Annotated in this window: 16 protein-coding genes and 1 pseudogene; 10 read left to right on the forward strand and 7 right to left on the reverse strand. The window is 63.8% G+C overall.

Features of this window, described 5'->3' with window-relative positions:
- Positions 1-268: 268 nt before the first annotated feature.
- The 3 genes from NKH22_RS27935 to NKH22_RS27945 are packed head-to-tail and all read left to right on the forward strand — an operon-like array spanning position 269 to position 3,460.
- Positions 269-1,138 (forward strand): carbohydrate ABC transporter permease, encoded by an 870-nt coding sequence (locus NKH22_RS27935; protein ID WP_023745368.1) that lies wholly within the window; start codon positions 269-271, stop codon positions 1,136-1,138.
- Complete coding sequence (locus NKH22_RS27940) at positions 1,135-1,959, forward strand: carbohydrate ABC transporter permease (RefSeq protein WP_023668609.1); 825 nt, start codon at positions 1,135-1,137, stop codon at positions 1,957-1,959. The genes NKH22_RS27935 and NKH22_RS27940 overlap by 4 nt, the downstream gene beginning before the upstream one ends.
- A 25-nt stretch (positions 1,960-1,984) precedes the next feature.
- The gene (locus tag NKH22_RS27945) at positions 1,985-3,460 is read left to right on the forward strand and encodes a M81 family metallopeptidase (protein ID WP_023821998.1); all 1,476 of its coding nucleotides are present in this window, start codon (positions 1,985-1,987) and stop codon (positions 3,458-3,460) included.
- A gap of 160 nt (positions 3,461-3,620) precedes the next feature.
- On the opposite strand, the gene NKH22_RS27950 is transcribed toward NKH22_RS27945, so the two are convergent.
- From NKH22_RS27950 to NKH22_RS27975, 6 genes are all read right to left on the reverse strand, one after another.
- The gene (locus NKH22_RS27950) at positions 3,621-5,675 is read right to left on the reverse strand and encodes a M3 family metallopeptidase (protein ID WP_023821999.1); all 2,055 of its coding nucleotides are present in this window, start codon (positions 5,673-5,675) and stop codon (positions 3,621-3,623) included.
- A gap of 88 nt (positions 5,676-5,763) precedes the next feature.
- Positions 5,764-6,177: a hypothetical protein gene (locus tag NKH22_RS27955; protein WP_023822000.1), complete on the reverse strand. Its 414-nt coding sequence runs from the start codon at positions 6,175-6,177 to the stop codon at positions 5,764-5,766.
- Positions 6,178-6,244: 67 nt separating this feature from the next.
- Positions 6,245-6,889 carry a carbonic anhydrase gene (locus NKH22_RS27960; protein ID WP_023668613.1) on the reverse strand — a complete coding sequence of 215 codons (645 nt, stop codon included), beginning with the start codon at positions 6,887-6,889 and terminating at the stop codon, positions 6,245-6,247.
- Between the two features lie 149 nt (positions 6,890-7,038).
- Positions 7,039-7,803: a DUF429 domain-containing protein gene (locus tag NKH22_RS27965; RefSeq protein WP_023755950.1), complete on the reverse strand. Its 765-nt coding sequence runs from the start codon at positions 7,801-7,803 to the stop codon at positions 7,039-7,041.
- On the reverse strand, positions 7,800-8,684 hold the full coding sequence (gene pdxY, locus NKH22_RS27970) for a pyridoxal kinase PdxY (RefSeq protein WP_023822001.1): 885 nt from the start codon (positions 8,682-8,684) through the stop codon (positions 7,800-7,802). The genes NKH22_RS27965 and pdxY overlap by 4 nt, the downstream gene beginning before the upstream one ends.
- Before the next feature lie 122 nt (positions 8,685-8,806).
- A complete protein-coding gene (locus NKH22_RS27975) occupies positions 8,807-9,058 on the reverse strand; it encodes a hypothetical protein (protein ID WP_023822002.1) in 252 nt (83 codons plus the stop codon).
- Between the two features lie 163 nt (positions 9,059-9,221).
- On the opposite strand from NKH22_RS27975, the gene NKH22_RS27980 reads away from it, so the two are divergent.
- The 7 genes and pseudogenes from NKH22_RS27980 (at position 9,222) to ppa (ending at position 14,272) form a co-directional block, all read left to right on the forward strand.
- On the forward strand, positions 9,222-9,854 hold the full coding sequence (locus NKH22_RS27980) for a LemA family protein (RefSeq protein WP_023681434.1): 633 nt from the start codon (positions 9,222-9,224) through the stop codon (positions 9,852-9,854).
- Between the two features lie 167 nt (positions 9,855-10,021).
- Positions 10,022-10,864, forward strand: a complete 843-nt coding sequence (locus tag NKH22_RS27985; protein WP_023822003.1) for a TPM domain-containing protein — start codon at positions 10,022-10,024, stop codon at positions 10,862-10,864.
- Between the two features lie 49 nt (positions 10,865-10,913).
- A pseudogene (locus tag NKH22_RS27990) lies at positions 10,914-11,369 on the forward strand (TPM domain-containing protein); the annotation flags it as partial.
- A 35-nt stretch (positions 11,370-11,404) separates the two neighbouring features.
- A complete protein-coding gene (locus NKH22_RS27995; protein WP_023822004.1) occupies positions 11,405-12,295 on the forward strand; it encodes a TPM domain-containing protein in 891 nt (296 codons plus the stop codon).
- A gap of 6 nt (positions 12,296-12,301) precedes the next feature.
- The gene (locus NKH22_RS28000; protein WP_023822005.1) at positions 12,302-12,940 is read left to right on the forward strand and encodes a TPM domain-containing protein; all 639 of its coding nucleotides are present in this window, start codon (positions 12,302-12,304) and stop codon (positions 12,938-12,940) included.
- A 168-nt stretch (positions 12,941-13,108) separates the two neighbouring features.
- On the forward strand, positions 13,109-13,615 hold the full coding sequence (locus tag NKH22_RS28005) for a GNAT family N-acetyltransferase (protein WP_023668622.1): 507 nt from the start codon (positions 13,109-13,111) through the stop codon (positions 13,613-13,615).
- A gap of 123 nt (positions 13,616-13,738) precedes the next feature.
- Positions 13,739-14,272 carry an inorganic diphosphatase gene (gene ppa, locus NKH22_RS28010; RefSeq protein ID WP_023668623.1) on the forward strand — a complete coding sequence of 178 codons (534 nt, stop codon included), beginning with the start codon at positions 13,739-13,741 and terminating at the stop codon, positions 14,270-14,272.
- Positions 14,273-14,498: 226 nt separating this feature from the next.
- On the opposite strand, the gene NKH22_RS28015 is transcribed toward ppa, so the two are convergent.
- Positions 14,499-15,095 (reverse strand): hypothetical protein, encoded by a 597-nt coding sequence (locus tag NKH22_RS28015; protein WP_023822006.1) that lies wholly within the window; start codon positions 15,093-15,095, stop codon positions 14,499-14,501.
- Between the last annotated feature and the right edge of the window lie 244 nt (positions 15,096-15,339).

The following is a 15,339-nucleotide window of genomic DNA, read 5'->3' on the forward strand; positions in this document are numbered from 1 at the left end:
AATCCCCTCCGCGTGCCCCCCCCGGGCGAACCCCCCCGCCCGCCCCCCCCCCCCCGTCGCGCCGCCCCCCACACCTCTCCCCCGATCAACGGGGGAGAGGAAGGGCTCCCTTCCGCAACCGCTGCGGAGGATGGGCAGGCAGGTGAGGGGCAGCGCAAACGTCCGCAGGAGATTCAAACCCTGAAGCGCTGCCTTAGACCGATATGCGAGATTGATCCGAGCTGGCGCGCCAGCGCCACTTATGTCCAACACGGTACGAATCCGGCCGATGCAAAATCGTTACCTGCCCTATTTATTGACCTTGCCCAGCCTGTTTCTGGCCGCGGTCGTCATCTTCTGGCCGGTCTGGGACCTGATCCAGATATCGACGCATGATGTCAGCCGTTTTGGGCAGCTGCGCGACTTCAACGATTTCGCCAATTATTCCGCCTTCCTCGCCGATCCCGATTTCCTGGCGGCACTCTGGCGCACCGGCCTTTGGACCGTGCTGGTGGTCGGCGGCGCGCTGCTGTTGTCCGTCCCCGTGGCGATGATCCTCAACACCGATTTCTACGGCCGCGGCATTGCCCGCGTCATCATCATGCTGCCCTGGGCGGTGTCGCTGACGATGACGGCGGTGGTCTGGCGCTGGGCGCTCAACGGCGAAAGCGGGATGCTGAACTCGGCGCTGATCGGGCTTGGCCTGATACATGAAAACATCCAGTGGCTGGCGCGCGCCGAGACCGCCTTTCCGATGCAGGTGCTGATCGGCATACTGGTGACGGTGCCGTTCACCACCACGATCTTCCTCGGCGGCCTGTCGTCGATCCCCGACGACCTCTACGAGGCGGCCGCCCTGGAAGGGGCGACGCCGCTGCAGCAGTTTCGCGAGATCACCTTTCCGCTGCTGAAGCCGTTCATCAACATCGCCATCGTGCTCAACACCATCTACGTCTTCAATTCCTTCCCGATCATCTGGGTGATGACGCAGGGCGGGCCGGCCAACTCGACCGACATCCTGGTCACCCATCTATACAAGCTGGCCTTCCGCATCGGCAAGCTTGGAGAGGCCTCGGCGGTATCGCTGCTGATGTTCGCCATCCTTTTGATCTTCACCATGATCTATGTGCGCCTCGCCATGCGGGAGCAGCGTACATGACGCCCAAGCTGAAGCGCACGATCATCGCCTGGCTGCTGCTTTCGCCGCTGCTCGTGGTGACGATCTTCCCCTTCGCGGTGATGTTTTTGACCGCGGTCAAGCCGCGGCAGGAGGTGCTGTCGCCGACCTGGTGGCCAAGCGAATTCCACTGGTCGAATTTTGCCGACATGTGGGTGGCGACGGGATTCGGCCAGGCGTTAGCCAATTCGCTCTATGTCTCGGTTATCGCCACCGTCGGCGCCATCCTGATCTCGGTGCCGGCCGCCTATGCCATGTCGCGGTTTCGCTTTGCCGGGTATGGCGCCTTCCGCCAGTTCCTGCTGATCTCGCAGATGATCTCGCCGATCGTGCTGGTGCTTGGCCTGTTCCGGCTGATGGCCGCCTGGGGCCTGATCGAATCGACGACGGCGCTCGGCGTCATCTACATGGCTTTCAACGTCGCCTTCACCGTGTGGATGCTGCAGAGTTATTTCGACACCATCCCGCGCGACCTCGAGGAAGCAGCGTGGATGGAGGGCGCCGGCCGCTGGCTGACCTTGCGAAAAGTGTTTCTGCCGCTTTGCCTGCCGGCAATCGCGGTCACCGCCATCTTCACCTTCATCAACGCCTGGAATGAGTTCGTCGTTGCGCTCACAATGCTGCGCAGCCAGGAAAGTTACACGCTGCCGATCCAGGTGTTCTCGCTGGTCGCCGGCCGCTACACGATCGAATGGCACCATGTAATGGCGGCGACGCTGCTGGCGACGCTGCCGGTGGCAATCCTGTTCATCTGGCTGCAGCGCTATCTCGTCCGCGGGCTGGCGCTCGGGGCGGTCAAATAACGGCGCCATTCACAACGGAGCTTTCATGCGCATCTTCACCGCCTCGCTGGCGACCGAAACCAACACCTTCTCGCCGGTGCCGACCGACCGGGCGTCGTTCGAGATGGCGTTCTATGCCGGGCCGGGCAAGCATCCAGACACGCCGACCTTGTGCTCCTCGCCGATGGTCGCGCTGCGCCGGCGTGCGGCTGCCGAAGGGCTGACCGTCATCGAAGGCACCGCCACCTGGGCGGAGCCGGGCGGGCTGGTGCAGCGGCAGACCTATGAGGCGTTGCGCGACGAGATTCTCGGCCAGTTGAAGGCAGCCTTGCCGGTCGACGCCGTCATCCTCGGCCTGCACGGCGCCATGGTGGCGCAAGGCTATGACGATTGCGAAGGCGATCTGCTGGAACGGGTTCGCGCAATCGTCGGGCCCGACGTGGTGATCGCGGTCGAGCTCGACCCGCACAGTCATCTGACCCCAAAGCGCGTCGCGGCATGCAATGTCATGGCCTATTTCCTCGAATTCCCGCACACCGACTTCTATGAGCGCGGCGAACATGTCGTCGAGCTTGGATTGGCGGCGGCGCGCGACGAGATCAAGCCGGTGATCTCGACCTTCGACTGCCGCATGATCCAGGTGCTGCCGACCAGCCGCGAGCCGATGCGCTCCTTCGTCGACCGCATCAAGGCGCTGCACGGCAAGGACGGCGTGCTGTCGGTCTCGGTCATCCACGGCTTCATGGCGGCGGACGTGCCGGAAATGGGCACGCGCATCCTGGTCGTGACCGACAATGACAAGGCCAAGGGCGATGCGCTGGCGGAGAGGCTCGGGCGCGAGCTTTACGCCATACGCGAAAGGACGGCGATGACGATGCTGAACACCGAGGACGGCATCGCGCGGGCACTGGCCGTGCGCAAGGGAAACCCCGGCAAGCCGGTTGTGATTGCCGACATCTGGGACAATCCCGGCGGTGGCGTCGCCGGCGACGGTACCGTTGTGCTGCGCGCCATGTTGGAACGGGGCGTTGACAATTTTGGCGTGGCGACGATCTGGGACCCGATCGCTGTCACCTTCTGCCAGGCGGCAGGCGAAGGCGCCGTCATCGACCTGCGCTTCGGCGGCAAGGCCGGGCCGCTTGCCGGCGAACCGATCGACGCCAAGGTGCGGGTGCTAAAGGCGGTTCCTGAGGGCTGGCAGAGCTTCGGGCCAAGCCGGGTGACGCTCGGACCGACGGCGCTGGTGCGCATCGAAGGCACCGAAATCGACATCATCCTCAACACCAACCGCACGCAGACCTTCGAGCCGGATATTTTCTCGAACATTGGCATCGATCCGTTGTCGAAGGACATATTGCTGATCAAGTCGACCAACCATTTCTACGCCGGCTTTGAACCGATCGCGGCGGAGATCATCTATGTCTCGGCGCCGAGTTCGTATCCGAGCAATCCGGCGGTGACGGATTACAAGAAGCTGACGCGGCCGGTGTGGCCACGGGTGGCTGACCCTTGGCGCTGGTGATCTCCCCGCTTGAGAGGGAGATGTCGCCAAAGGCGACAGAGGGGGGCCTCGCGCGTGAAGCGCCGACCTTCATCTGCCGCAGGAGGTCGAGCCCAGTCGGACCGACCCCCTCTGGCCGCTTTGCGGCCATCTCCCCCTCGAGGGGGGAGACAAGGCGGCGCTATAGCAATCCCCGCTTCACCATCATCGCTTCCGGCGAAGGCATCTTGCCGCGGAACGCCGTGTACAGCTCCTCCGGATCCTTCGACCCGCCGGCGGCATAGATATTCTTCCGCAGCCGTTCCGCCAGCGCCGGGTTGAAGGGATCGTCGGTCTCCTCGAAGGCGGCGAAGGCGTCGGCGTCGAGCACTTCCGACCACATGTAGGAATAGTAGCCGGCTGAATAACCGTCGCCGGAGAAGATATGGCCGAAATGCGGGGTGCGATGACGCATGGCGATGGTGTCGGGCATATCAAGCTTTTCCAGCGTTTCGGCTTCGAAACGCAGCGGTTCCGCCGGCGCATCCGGCCGCGCGTGATACGCCATGTCGATCAGCGCCGACGCTGTGAACTCGACCGTGGCGAAACCGGCGCCGAACGTGCGGGCGGCCAGCATCTTGTCGAGCAGCGACTTCGGCATCGGCTTGCCGGTCTTAACATGCAGCGCATGCTTTTCCAGCACTGCGGGCACCGTCAGCCAGTGCTCGTAGAGCTGCGAAGGCAGTTCGACGAAATCGCGGGAAACCGAGGTGCCCGCCACCGACGGCCAGGTGACGTCGGTCAGCATGCCGTGCAAAGCATGGCCGAATTCGTGGAACAGGGTCTTGGCCTCATCGACCGACAGCAACGCCGCTTCCCCCGCCGGCGGCTTGGCGAAGTTCATGACGTTGTAGATCACCGGCTTTGAGCCATCCCCAAGCTTGTAGCCAGACTTCAGCGCGCTCATCCAGGCGCCAGAACGCTTCGAGGATCGGGCGAAATAGTCGGCGAGGAACAGGCCGCGCTCGCTGCCATCGGCGTTCTTCACCACGAAGACGCGCGCGTCGGGATGCCAGGCGGCGATGCCCTTCTTCTCCTCGAAAGTGATGCCGAACAGTTTGGTGGCGACGTCGAAGCAGGCGTCGATGATGCGGTCGAGCTGCAGATAGGGTTTCAGCTCCGCCTCGTCGAAGGCGAATTTTTCGGCACGCAATTTCTCCTGGTAGAAGCGCCAGTCCCAGGCGGCGAATTTTTCGTTGCTGCCTGCCTTGGTCGCCAGCCGCTCCAGCTCCTTCTGGTCGGCGCCGGCCTTCTCCAGCGCTTTCTCCCAGACCGGGTCGAGGAGGTCGTGCACCGCCTTCGGCGTCTTGGCCATGGTGTCGTCGAGCTTCAGCGCGGCGAACGAGGCATAGCCGAGCAGCCTGGCCTTTTCGGCGCGCAATTTCAGCATGTCGCGCACCACTGCGGTGTTGTCGCTGGCGCCGCCATTCTGGCCGCGCATGGTGAAGGCGCGGAAAGCGGTCTCGCGCAGATCGCGGCGTTCAGAAAAGGTCGTGAACGGCTCATAAATCGAGCGCGACAAGGTGACGGCGTAGCGGCCCTTCTGGCCGCGCGTCTCGGCGGCTTCGGCCATCGAACTCTTCACGAAGTCCGGCAGGCCCGCAAGATCAGCCTCGTCGAGGAAAAGCGCCCAGTCGCGCTCGTCGGCCAGCACGTTCTGGCCGAAGGTCGTGCCGAGCGAGGACAGCTCCTCGCTGATGTTGGCCAGCCGCTTCTTGCCGTCGGCGTCGAGTTTTGCGCCCGATCGCACAAAGCCTTTCCAGGTCTTCTCCAGCACCCGCAGCGTCTCGACGTCGAGTTTTAGCGTCTCCCGGCGCTGGTAGAGGTCGTCGATGCGGGCAAACAGTTTCTCGTTCATCGAGATCGCCGAGAAATGCCGCGACATCTTCGGCGAGATCTCACGCTCCAGCGCCTGGATCGCATCGTTGGTGTGGGCGCCGGCCCGGCACCAGAAGATCGACGAGACATGGTCGAGCGGCTCACCGGCGAGCTCGAGGGCTGCCAGCGTATTCTCGATGGTCGGCGCATCCTTGTTGCCGGCGATCGCATCGATTTCGGCCTCATGTGCCTTCAGCGCCGCGTCGAACACCGAGGAGAAATCGTCGTCGCCGATGCTGGCAAAATCCGGCAGGCCGAGCGGCCCTTGCCATTTGGTCAGCGGATGGGCGGCGAGATCGACGGTTTTCGTGGACGGCATGGGGGATCTTTCGATGATTGGCGGAGCTTGCTGACCGATGTAGGGCGATGACTGGCGCGGCGCAACAGCGCGGCCGTTCAAGCCCGCGTCAGAAGCCGTCGCAATTTTCCGCGATCGCCGCTTGCGAACTGGCGGTGATGCGGTTGCCGGTGACGGCGAACGTTTCCTGCATCAGCATGTCATTGTTGGGGAAATCATAGCAGGCGATGACAGTGGTGACGCCGGCCTCGCGCTTTTCGACGCGATGCCGGATTGCGGCGCCGGCGACCGCGCCCTTCCATTCGTCGGTCGACGCGATGAACTCCTGCTTCGACTGCACGACGCCGAGATCGTCGAGCTTGATGCGGACATCGTCGGCGAGCAGGTCCGACAATTCGGTGCGATCGGCGACCAGCAGCGCCGAATACCAGCGGTCGATAATGGCGCCGTCATCGGAGCGGGCAGGGACGAGCGAAATCAGCAGCGCCGCTACGGCGAAAGCGATCGCACGCCAAACCCGCATTCTTCCCTCCTCTTATTTGACCATGCCCTTATCCGAAAACCGGTTCCCACTTTTCGGGATCATGGGTCTACGTCAAATCCGGCCGCTCGAAGTCGCCAGTGTCCTTGTTCATCACCCAGAGCTCGCCTGTCGAGATGTCGAACCAGGCGCCATGCAGCGACAGCCGCCCCTTGCCTTCGAGGATGGAGACGCAAGGGAAGGTCCTGAGATTGGCGATCGAATAGCGGATGGAAATCCGCTCCAGCGCCGTCTGCCGTTCGGTTGTCGTCATGAACGTGCTGGACGAAACGGTTTCGGCCGCCGGCGCGATCAGGCTCATCCATTTGCCGATGAAGTCGCCGGGCGACAGCGGCGCCGAATTGGTGTCGAGCGCGGCGCGGATGCCGCCGCAGCGGCCATGGCCCATCACCACGATGTTTTTCACCTTCAGGCTCTGCACGGCGAATTCGAGCGCGGCCGAGGTCGAGTGGAACTCGCCGTCCGGCGCATAGGGCGGCACCAGATTGCCGACATTGCGCAGGACGAACAGTTCGCCCGGACCGGCGTCGAAGATCGCCTCGGGGGCAGAGCGGGAATCGCAGCAGGCAACGATCATGGTTTCGGGCGCCTGCCCTTCGCGGGCGAGCTCGCGATAGCGTCCGCTCTCGGTGAGATAGCGGCCATTCATGAAGTTGCGGTAGCCGGTCCAAAGATGTTCGGGGAGATGGGGCATGGGCTAGGGATGAAGCCTTTCGGGGTTAGCGACGGCAGCTCATTTCAAGTTAGAAAGGCTCTAACGGCAAATGCCCGTCGCGGGCAATGCCGAATTGCGGATGGCTTCGTCGCAAATCGCCATGCCGCACGCATGGCTCGCCGCTTGCCTCACGCCCAGATCGCCAGGGGAATGCCCAAACGGTCGGCAAGCGGCGGGTCGGGAAACGGCTTTGCCTCGCCGCCGGCGATGCGCCCGGCCATCAGCATCATCACCGCTGCGTCGAGGAAATCGTCGGCGGCAGCACCGCGTGGCGGCGGCTGGTCGAGGAAAGCTCTGGTATAGCCGTGCCGGCAGAGCAGTGCCTTGCGCTCTTCCATCCCGGCAGGATTGACTGCGCCCTTGATCTTCTTCGGCAGCGTCATCGGTTTTTCGCCGTTCAGCCGGCAGAAGGCCACTTCGGGGTGCGATTCGAAGACGCGGCGGCGCAGTTGCGGACGTGCGATCAGCAGCGCGTCGATCTCGCGTATCTTGGCAAAGATGCCGAAGGCCTGGATCGAGACGCCGCGTGGCGGATCGGAGGTCGCCTTGGCCACCTCGCTGGCGCGCCGATGCGCCTCATACCAGGCCTCGACCGTGGTGAAGTCGCTGATGTCGGCGTAGAGGGCCGCGCGGGACGGGATAGAGAAGACGCTGGATTGCCGTGCTCCGAGCATTGGCCGTACCAAGGTCTCCGGCCCGCGCCCGCCTCTTTGCGAGACGGCCGGCAGGCCGATCGGCATGTCGACGGCCACTGTCGCATCGGCGGGCAAGGTGTCGAGCAGGGCCGCAAAGCTGGGAAAGACGCGGACTGACGGCGCGGCATCCAGATCGCGGCGGACGGCGATCCAGCCGGCCTTGCAGCCGTCGGCGCCGACGACCACGGTCGAGATCACGCCCGGCGGTCCCGCCCCGGATGCGTGAGGTGGCGCAGCTGCACCATCGCCATCGGATGCGACAGGCTCTGGGCATCGGTTTCAAGCTGCAGCTCGTCGCCGCCACGCTTGGCGGTTCGCGCCAGGATTTCGTAGACGGCGGCGGTGGTCGATTGCAGCGCCTTGATCGGCGGCTGCCCCGACAGGATGCGGGCGAGGTAGACGGCCGCAGTCAGGTCGCCGAGGCCATTCGGCGGCTTGTCGATGAGGCGGTGTTCGGCCAGCAGCGCCTGGGTGCCGTCAAGCAGCAGATTGCCGGTGCCGCCGGTCATCATCGACTGTGCCGACGTCACCAGCATTGTTGACGGTCCGGCATGGAGGGCGGCCGAGATCACCGATTTCAGATCGGGCAAGGGCGCGCCGGCCATCCATTCCAGCTCATAGCGGTTGGGGGTGGCGATGTCGGCGATCGGCATCAGTCGATCACGCATGGCGGCGGCCGTCAGTTCGGGCACGTAGAGCCCGCCGGAATCGCCCATCACCGGATCGCATATATAGATCGCTTCCGGCGTCTTGGCCTTGACGGCCGCGACCAGCGAAGCGACGGCCTCGGCCTGGCCGGCCTCGCCGAGATAGCCCGACAGCACCGCGCCGACCTCACCCAGCCAGGGCGCGCGCTCGAGATCGGCCATCAGCGCCTTGAACTGGTCGAGCGGCGGCACGATGCGCGTGGCGCGGCCATGGCCCGGATGCCAGGGCAGGATGACCGTCGGTACCGCCCACACCGGAAAGCCCAGCGTCTCCAGCGCAAACACGGCGGCGCGGTTACCGACCGAGCCGCGGGCGACATGGCTGGAAATGACGATGACCGCGCGCGGCGCGTCGGCTTTTTCGCTGTTCATGGAAAATCCTAGATACGGATAATTTTTCGTTGAATCGTCATCCTGATCTATCTCTTTGGTTGGAGCATGATCTCCGGACAAAACGGTAGAGAAAACCGGTTCCCACTTTTCAGGATCATGCTCTAGCTACCCCGGGAGACGTAGTACACGAGCCAGATCAAAAGGCCGAGGGCGACGATGAGCCCAAGTGTGCGGCCGATGCGGGTGCCCCAGACCTCGATCGGATCGGATGGGTCGGCCTCGGCTGCGGTAACATGATCGCGCGCGCCTTTCGCTGCCCGTGACACCAGCGATGCGCCGCCAAGGCCGCCCTCGTTCGCCACGCGCTCAATAATGCGGCGCGATTCGCTGTCATCGTCGCGGCGTTCCGCCATGATCCTGTCCTGTTTACCGGCAACCATATCGTGTTCGCGCGATCAATCACAGGGCCTCGCCGGCGCATGAATGCGCGCCAGGAATGCGCGCCAGCGGCAGACATTTTCTTGAGCGCGGATTGTGCTAATGCTTCGCATGCAACTTCTGTCGAGGGACCTCACCATGTTTGCCCAGCGCCTTGCCTTCCCTTTCCGCAGTCTGCCGGCCGTGCTGATGATGGCCGTCGTGCTGCCTCTGCTCGCCGGCTGCGGCTTCAACACCATCCCGACGGCGGAGGAAAACGCCAAGGCGGCATGGAGCGAGGTGCTGAACCAGTATCAGCGTCGGTCCGACCTCATTCCCAATTTGGTCGAGACGGTGAAGGGCTATGCCTCGCATGAAAAGGACACGCTCGATGCGGTGGTCGAGGCGCGCGCCAAGGCAACGCAGATCACGGTGACGCCGGAAACGCTGAAGGACCCCGAAGCGCTCAAGAAGTTCCAGGATGCGCAATCAGGGCTGACCAGCGCGCTGTCGCGGCTGATCGCGGTGTCGGAGGCCTATCCCGACCTCAAGGCCAACCAGAATTTCCTGGCGCTGCAGGCGCAGCTCGAAGGCACCGAGAACCGTATCGCCGTAGCGCGGCGCGACTACATCCTGGCGGTCAAGGATTACAATCTGACGCTGAGGACCTTTCCGTCGGTGCTATGGGCAACCTTCTGGTTCCGCAGCAACGAGCCCTTCGCCAACTTCACCGTCGAAGAAGACAAGATGCAGCCGCCGAAGGTCGATTTCGGCACGAAGCAGGGCGGGTGATGACGTCTGGGTGAGCTTGGCCTTTGCCATCCTTGCGTTCCTTCACACCCCCCTCTGTCCTGCCGGACATCTCCCCCGCAAGGGGGGAGATCGGCTGTCATTTTGGCTTTCGCCAACCGCCAACGTTTGAAGGGATGGGTCGACGAGGAAGCTGCCAATCTCCCCCCTTGCGGGGCAGATGCCCGGCAGAACAGAGGGGGCCGCGAAGGAACGCCAACCTTGGTGTTCTTCTCGCCTTTCTGGCCGTCTTCCTGCCCCTCACCGCCTCCGCCGCCGATCTCCCAGCCCTCACCGGCCGCGTCGTCGACAATGCCGGGATCATCGATGCAGGCACCAAAGCCGCGCTCACCCAGAAACTCGCCGACTTCGAGACCAGAGGCTCCGACCAGATCGTCGTCGCAACCATCCCCAGCCTCGACGGCGAGGAGATCGAGCCTTACGCCAACCGGCTGTTCCGCTTCTGGAAGCTCGGCCAGGCCAAGGAAAACAACGGCGTGCTGCTGCTGGTGGCGCCGAACGACCGCAAGATGCGCATCGAGGTCGGCTATGGGCTGGAAGGCACGCTGACCGATTTGCACGCCAAGCTGATCATCGAAAACGACATGGTGCCGGCGTTCCGCGCCGGCGATTTCTCCGGGGGCATTTCCTGGGCCGTCGACGACATGGTGATGGTGCTGGAAGGCAATCCGGAGGAATTGGAGGCGCGCGGCGAGCGCAACCAGAAGCCGCCCATCAATACCGACAATCTGTTCTTCGCCGTCTTCATCAGCATCTGGGCGATCATCTTCTTCGGCAGCATGGCCGCCTCCATCCTGCCGCCGATCTTCGGCCAAAAACTCGGTCCCGGCCGCTATCGCTGGCTCGGCATGACATTCGAGCCGCACAAGCGGTCATCCAGCGGCGGCTGGTCTTCGGGCGGGGGCGGCTGGTCGTCGGGTTCAAGCGGTGGTGGCGGCTTTTCCGGCGGCGGCGGTTCGTCCGGCGGCGGCGGCTCCTCGGGAAGCTGGTGACGAGATGACAACACGCATCGCCAATCCCTGGCATGGGCGCTTCGCCACGATGACCGGCGCTGCCTTGCTGGTCTTGCTCGTCAGCGTCGCGGCGCTGGCAGCGGAGCTGCCCGCCCTCGCGGGACGCGTGGTAGACAATGCCGACATCATCGACGCCGCGACCGAGGCGGCGCTCACCCAAAGACTGGCCGATTTCGAGACCAAAGGCTCCGACCAGATCGTCGTCGCGACGGTTCCCAGCCTCGACGGCGAGGAGATCGAGCCTTACGCCACCCGGCTGTTCAACGCCTGGAAGCTCGGCCAGAAGGCCAAGAACAATGGCGTGCTTCTGCTGGTGGCCGTGAACGACCGCAAGATGCGCATCGAGGTCGGCTACGGGCTGGAAGCCACGCTCACCAACCAGCACGCCACACGGATCATTGAAGGCATGGTGCCGGCCTTCCGCGCCGGGGATTTCTCCGGCGGTATTTCCAAAGCGGTCGACGACATGATCATGGTGATTGAGGACAGTCATGGTGGTTGAGGGGAGCTGGTGACGGCATGACAGTAGGCGTCTTCAATCCGCCAAAACCTGGCCGCGCAGCCGCGACGATCGGCATCGCCCTGTTGACGATGCTCACCATGCTGTTTGTAGCCTTGGCGGCAGACCTGCCGGCACTCACCGGGCGGGTGGTCGACAATGCCGGTATTATCGACGCCGCGACCAAGGCGGCACTGACGCAGAAGCTCGCGGATTTTGAGACCAAAGGCTCCGACCAGATCGTCGTCGCCACCATCCCCAGCCTGGACGGCGAGGAGATCGAACCCTACGCCAACCGGCTGTTCCGCTTCTGGAAACTCGGCCAGGCCGGCGAAAACAACGGCGTGCTTCTGCTGGTGGCCAAGAACGACCACAAGATGCGCATCGAGGTCGGCTACGGGCTGGAAGGCACGCTGACCGATTTGCACACCAAACTGATCATCGAAAACGACATGGTGCCGGCGTTCCGCGCCGGTGATTTCTCCGGCGGCATTTCCAAGGCCGTCGACGACATGGTCATGGTGCTGGAAGGCAACCCGGAAGAGCTGGAGGCGCGCGGCAAGCGCAACCCGGCCGACCGCAGCACGCCCATCGATCCCGTCGTCGCGGTCTTCCTGATCCTGTGGGCGGCGATGTTCTTCGGCGGCCTGGCGATGGCCTTCCTGCCGCCGATCTTCGGCACCAAGCTGTCGCCGGGCGTGTATAAATGGCTGGGCATGACCTTTCGCTACGGCCAGGGGCCGAGCGGATCGTCCTCGGGCTCCAGCAGCTGGACAACAAGTTCGTCGTCGGGCAGCGGATGGTCATCGGGAAGTTCGGGCAGCAGCTGGTCTTCGGGCTCAAGCAGCGGCGGCGGGTTTTCAGGCGGCGGTGGTTCGTCTGGCGGTGGCGGGTCTTCAGGGAGCTGGTGAGAGAAGATGGCAACACGACCGATCAGCCCACAGGACCATGAGCGCATCGCCACCGCGATCCGCGCGGCCGAGGCCAAAACCGACGGCGAGATCTACTGCGTCGTTGCGCATGCCAGCGACGGCTATTTCTTTCCCGCCGCCTTCATGGCGACATCAGGCATGCTGATTGCCAGCCTCGCCGTCGCTTATGGGCTGGAAGCCTGGTGGCTGTCGATCCGGCTGCCGCATTTCGTCATTGTCCAACTGCTGGCACTGGCCTCGGTGTTGGTGCTTTTGTGGGCGCAGCCTGGCTTGCGCATCCATCTGGTGCCGCGCCGGCAGCGTTATCAGGCGGCACATCACAATGCGCTCAGGCAGTTCCTCGCCCGCAATGTCCACCGCACCACGGCGCGCACCGGCGTGTTGGTCTTCGTGTCGATCGCCGAGCGTTATGCCGAAGTGGTCGCCGATTCGGGCATCGACAGCAAGGTCGGCCAGCATGTCTGGGACGGCGTGGTGCGCGATCTCCTGCAGCATGCCGGTCACGACCGGCTCGCCGACGGCTTCGTCAAGGCGATCGGGCAGGTCGGCGCGGTGCTGGCCGAGCATTTCCCGGTGACGTCGGGCGACGCCAATGAACTGGACGATCATCTGGTCGAGATCTGAAAAGCCAGCAAGCGCTACCCGGACGGACGCCTGATCGCGCCGGCTGGGTGCGTTTTCCAGGCAGGCTTTGCCCATTGTCAGCAGCGTCGCGATCCGCTGTGAGAAAGCGGTCGGCGGGCTGACCTCGACTCTTGCAAATGGCCGATGCGGGTTTATGGTTAACAAATCATGAATACGCTGAGCATCGACATCAGGAAAGCCGAACCGCGCGACGCTGGCGCCATTGCGGACGTGCACCAGCAGGCTTGGGAGGGCGCCTATTCCGGCATCATCCCGCATCGCTCGCTGACCTCCATGATCAACCGCCGCGGCGCCGACTGGTGGGCCAACGCCATCCGCCGCGCCGCCACCGTTCTGGTGGTCGAGATCGGCGGCACCATCGCCGGCTATGCCACGATCGGCAAGAACCGCGCCCGCGAGCTGAAGCAACAGGGCGAAATCTACGAACTTTACCTGCGTCCGGAATATCAAGGCATCGGGCTCGGCAGCCGGCTGTTCAAGGCGGCGCGGGCGCGGCTTGCCGACCACGGGCTGAAGGGAATGGTGGTGTGGGCGCTGGAAGACAACCAGAACGCACTTTCCTTCTATGCCGGCGCGGGTGGCCGTGACGTCGCCGAAGGCGTCGAGATTTTCGAGCAGAGGGCGCTCAAGAAGGTCGCCTTCGTCTGGGAATGACCGGCCTCGGTTACAAATCATCATAAACCGTGCGCTTCCGTTAGCGCTTCGCACCAATCGCCGCATTGCACCATGCCGCGCCGCCCGCTATCGATCTTGGACATCGAGAGAGGGATTTAAGCCATGCGAATCGAAGCCATAGCCATCGGAAAGAACCCGCCCGAGGACATCAACGTCATCATCGAGGTGCCGATCGGCGGCGAGCCGATCAAGTACGAGATGGACAAGGAGGCCGGCACGCTGTTCGTCGACCGTTTCCTACATACGTCGATGCGCTACCCCGGCAATTACGGTTTCGTGCCGCACACGCTGTCGGGCGACGGCGACCCGATCGACGTGCTGGTCTGCAACACGCGCGCGCTGGTGCCGGGCTGCGTCATCAATGTGCGACCGATCGGCGTGCTGGTGATGGAAGACAATGCCGGCCAGGACGAGAAGGTCATTGCCGTGCCGTCGCCGAAGCTGACGCTGCGCTACGAAAACGTCACCGAATACACGCAGCTGCCCGAGATCACCCGCGACCAGGTCCAGCACTTTTTCGAGCACTACAAGGATCTCGAGCCCGGCAAATGGGTCAAGATCGAAGGCTGGCACGATTCCAAATACGCCAAGAAGATGATCGTCGACGCGATCGCACGGGCGAAGGCGGCAAAGTAGCGCCGAGAGAGGCCTGCGTCTCGTTCAAGTAAGCGGCAAACGCCAGCGAGGCACCCCCCTCTGGCCTGCCGGCCATCTCCCCCTCAAGGGGGGAGATCGGATGTCGCAACGGCTTTCGTCAATTTTCAGCGCCGAAAGAAAAAGCGCCGCCAGCGAAGCTGCCAATCTCCCCCCTTGAGGGGGAGATGCCCGGCAGGGCAGAGGGGGGTGCCTTGCACCCACGTGGCTAGTTATCCACCCTGCCAAAAGCCGGGACGTTGCCGATGACGGTGTGCTTGTCCTTGCCACAGGCGAAACTCTTCGCCTTTTCGTCCGCCAGCTTGCGCGCCTGGTCGTTGGCCTGCGGGTTGCCGGTGGCCAGCACGAGGCCGATGGTGCAGCCGTCGCGGGCTTCCATCTGGGCGACCTTGGCGACGAGCAGCACTTCGGTCGGCTTGTTCTCGTCCTCGGGATTGCTGATCGAGCGGCGGTGGATGACGGCAAAGGGAACGGCAACGTCGCCCTTGGTCTCGATGCGCCACTCGACCTTGGCGCCGGACGAGTTGAAGCCGGAAAAGCTCTCCCAGACCGAGGTCATGTCGCCGCCGGGCGGAAATCCGTAGAACAGCGATTCACGGGCGTCGTCATAGGCGATCAGCACGGGATAGCCAAGATAGCCGGAGCAGGCGAGTTCGGCCCATTCGCCGTCGCCTTCCTGCGCCTGCGCATAGGTGACGCAGTCCTTTTGCGAGTCGAGGTCGGTGTAGACGCTTGATATGCCGTCGGCATGGGCGGTTTGGGATAGGGCGGCGAGGGCGAATGGAACAAGCAGCAGGGTTCGCATGCGGACGTCTCCCGTGAAGTTCGCCCCAGCCTATCGCCAAATCTGCGGCCGGCCTAGCGTGCCAATCTCAACGTTGGCGCCGCCCAAATCGCCCTGCCGGGCAATTCTCCCCCTGAACGGGAGAAAGTGGCCGGCTGCGCCGCTGGCGACAACCTTGCAACGCTGGCAATTGGCGAAATCGTGATGAGAGCGTTCCTCGCCCCATTTCCGGGAAAGGATGCCGGCAGGTGAGGGGCGGCGCCAA

The organism is Mesorhizobium sp. M1252 (genome assembly GCF_040318265.1).
Classification (GTDB): Bacteria; Pseudomonadota; Alphaproteobacteria; order Rhizobiales; family Rhizobiaceae; genus Mesorhizobium.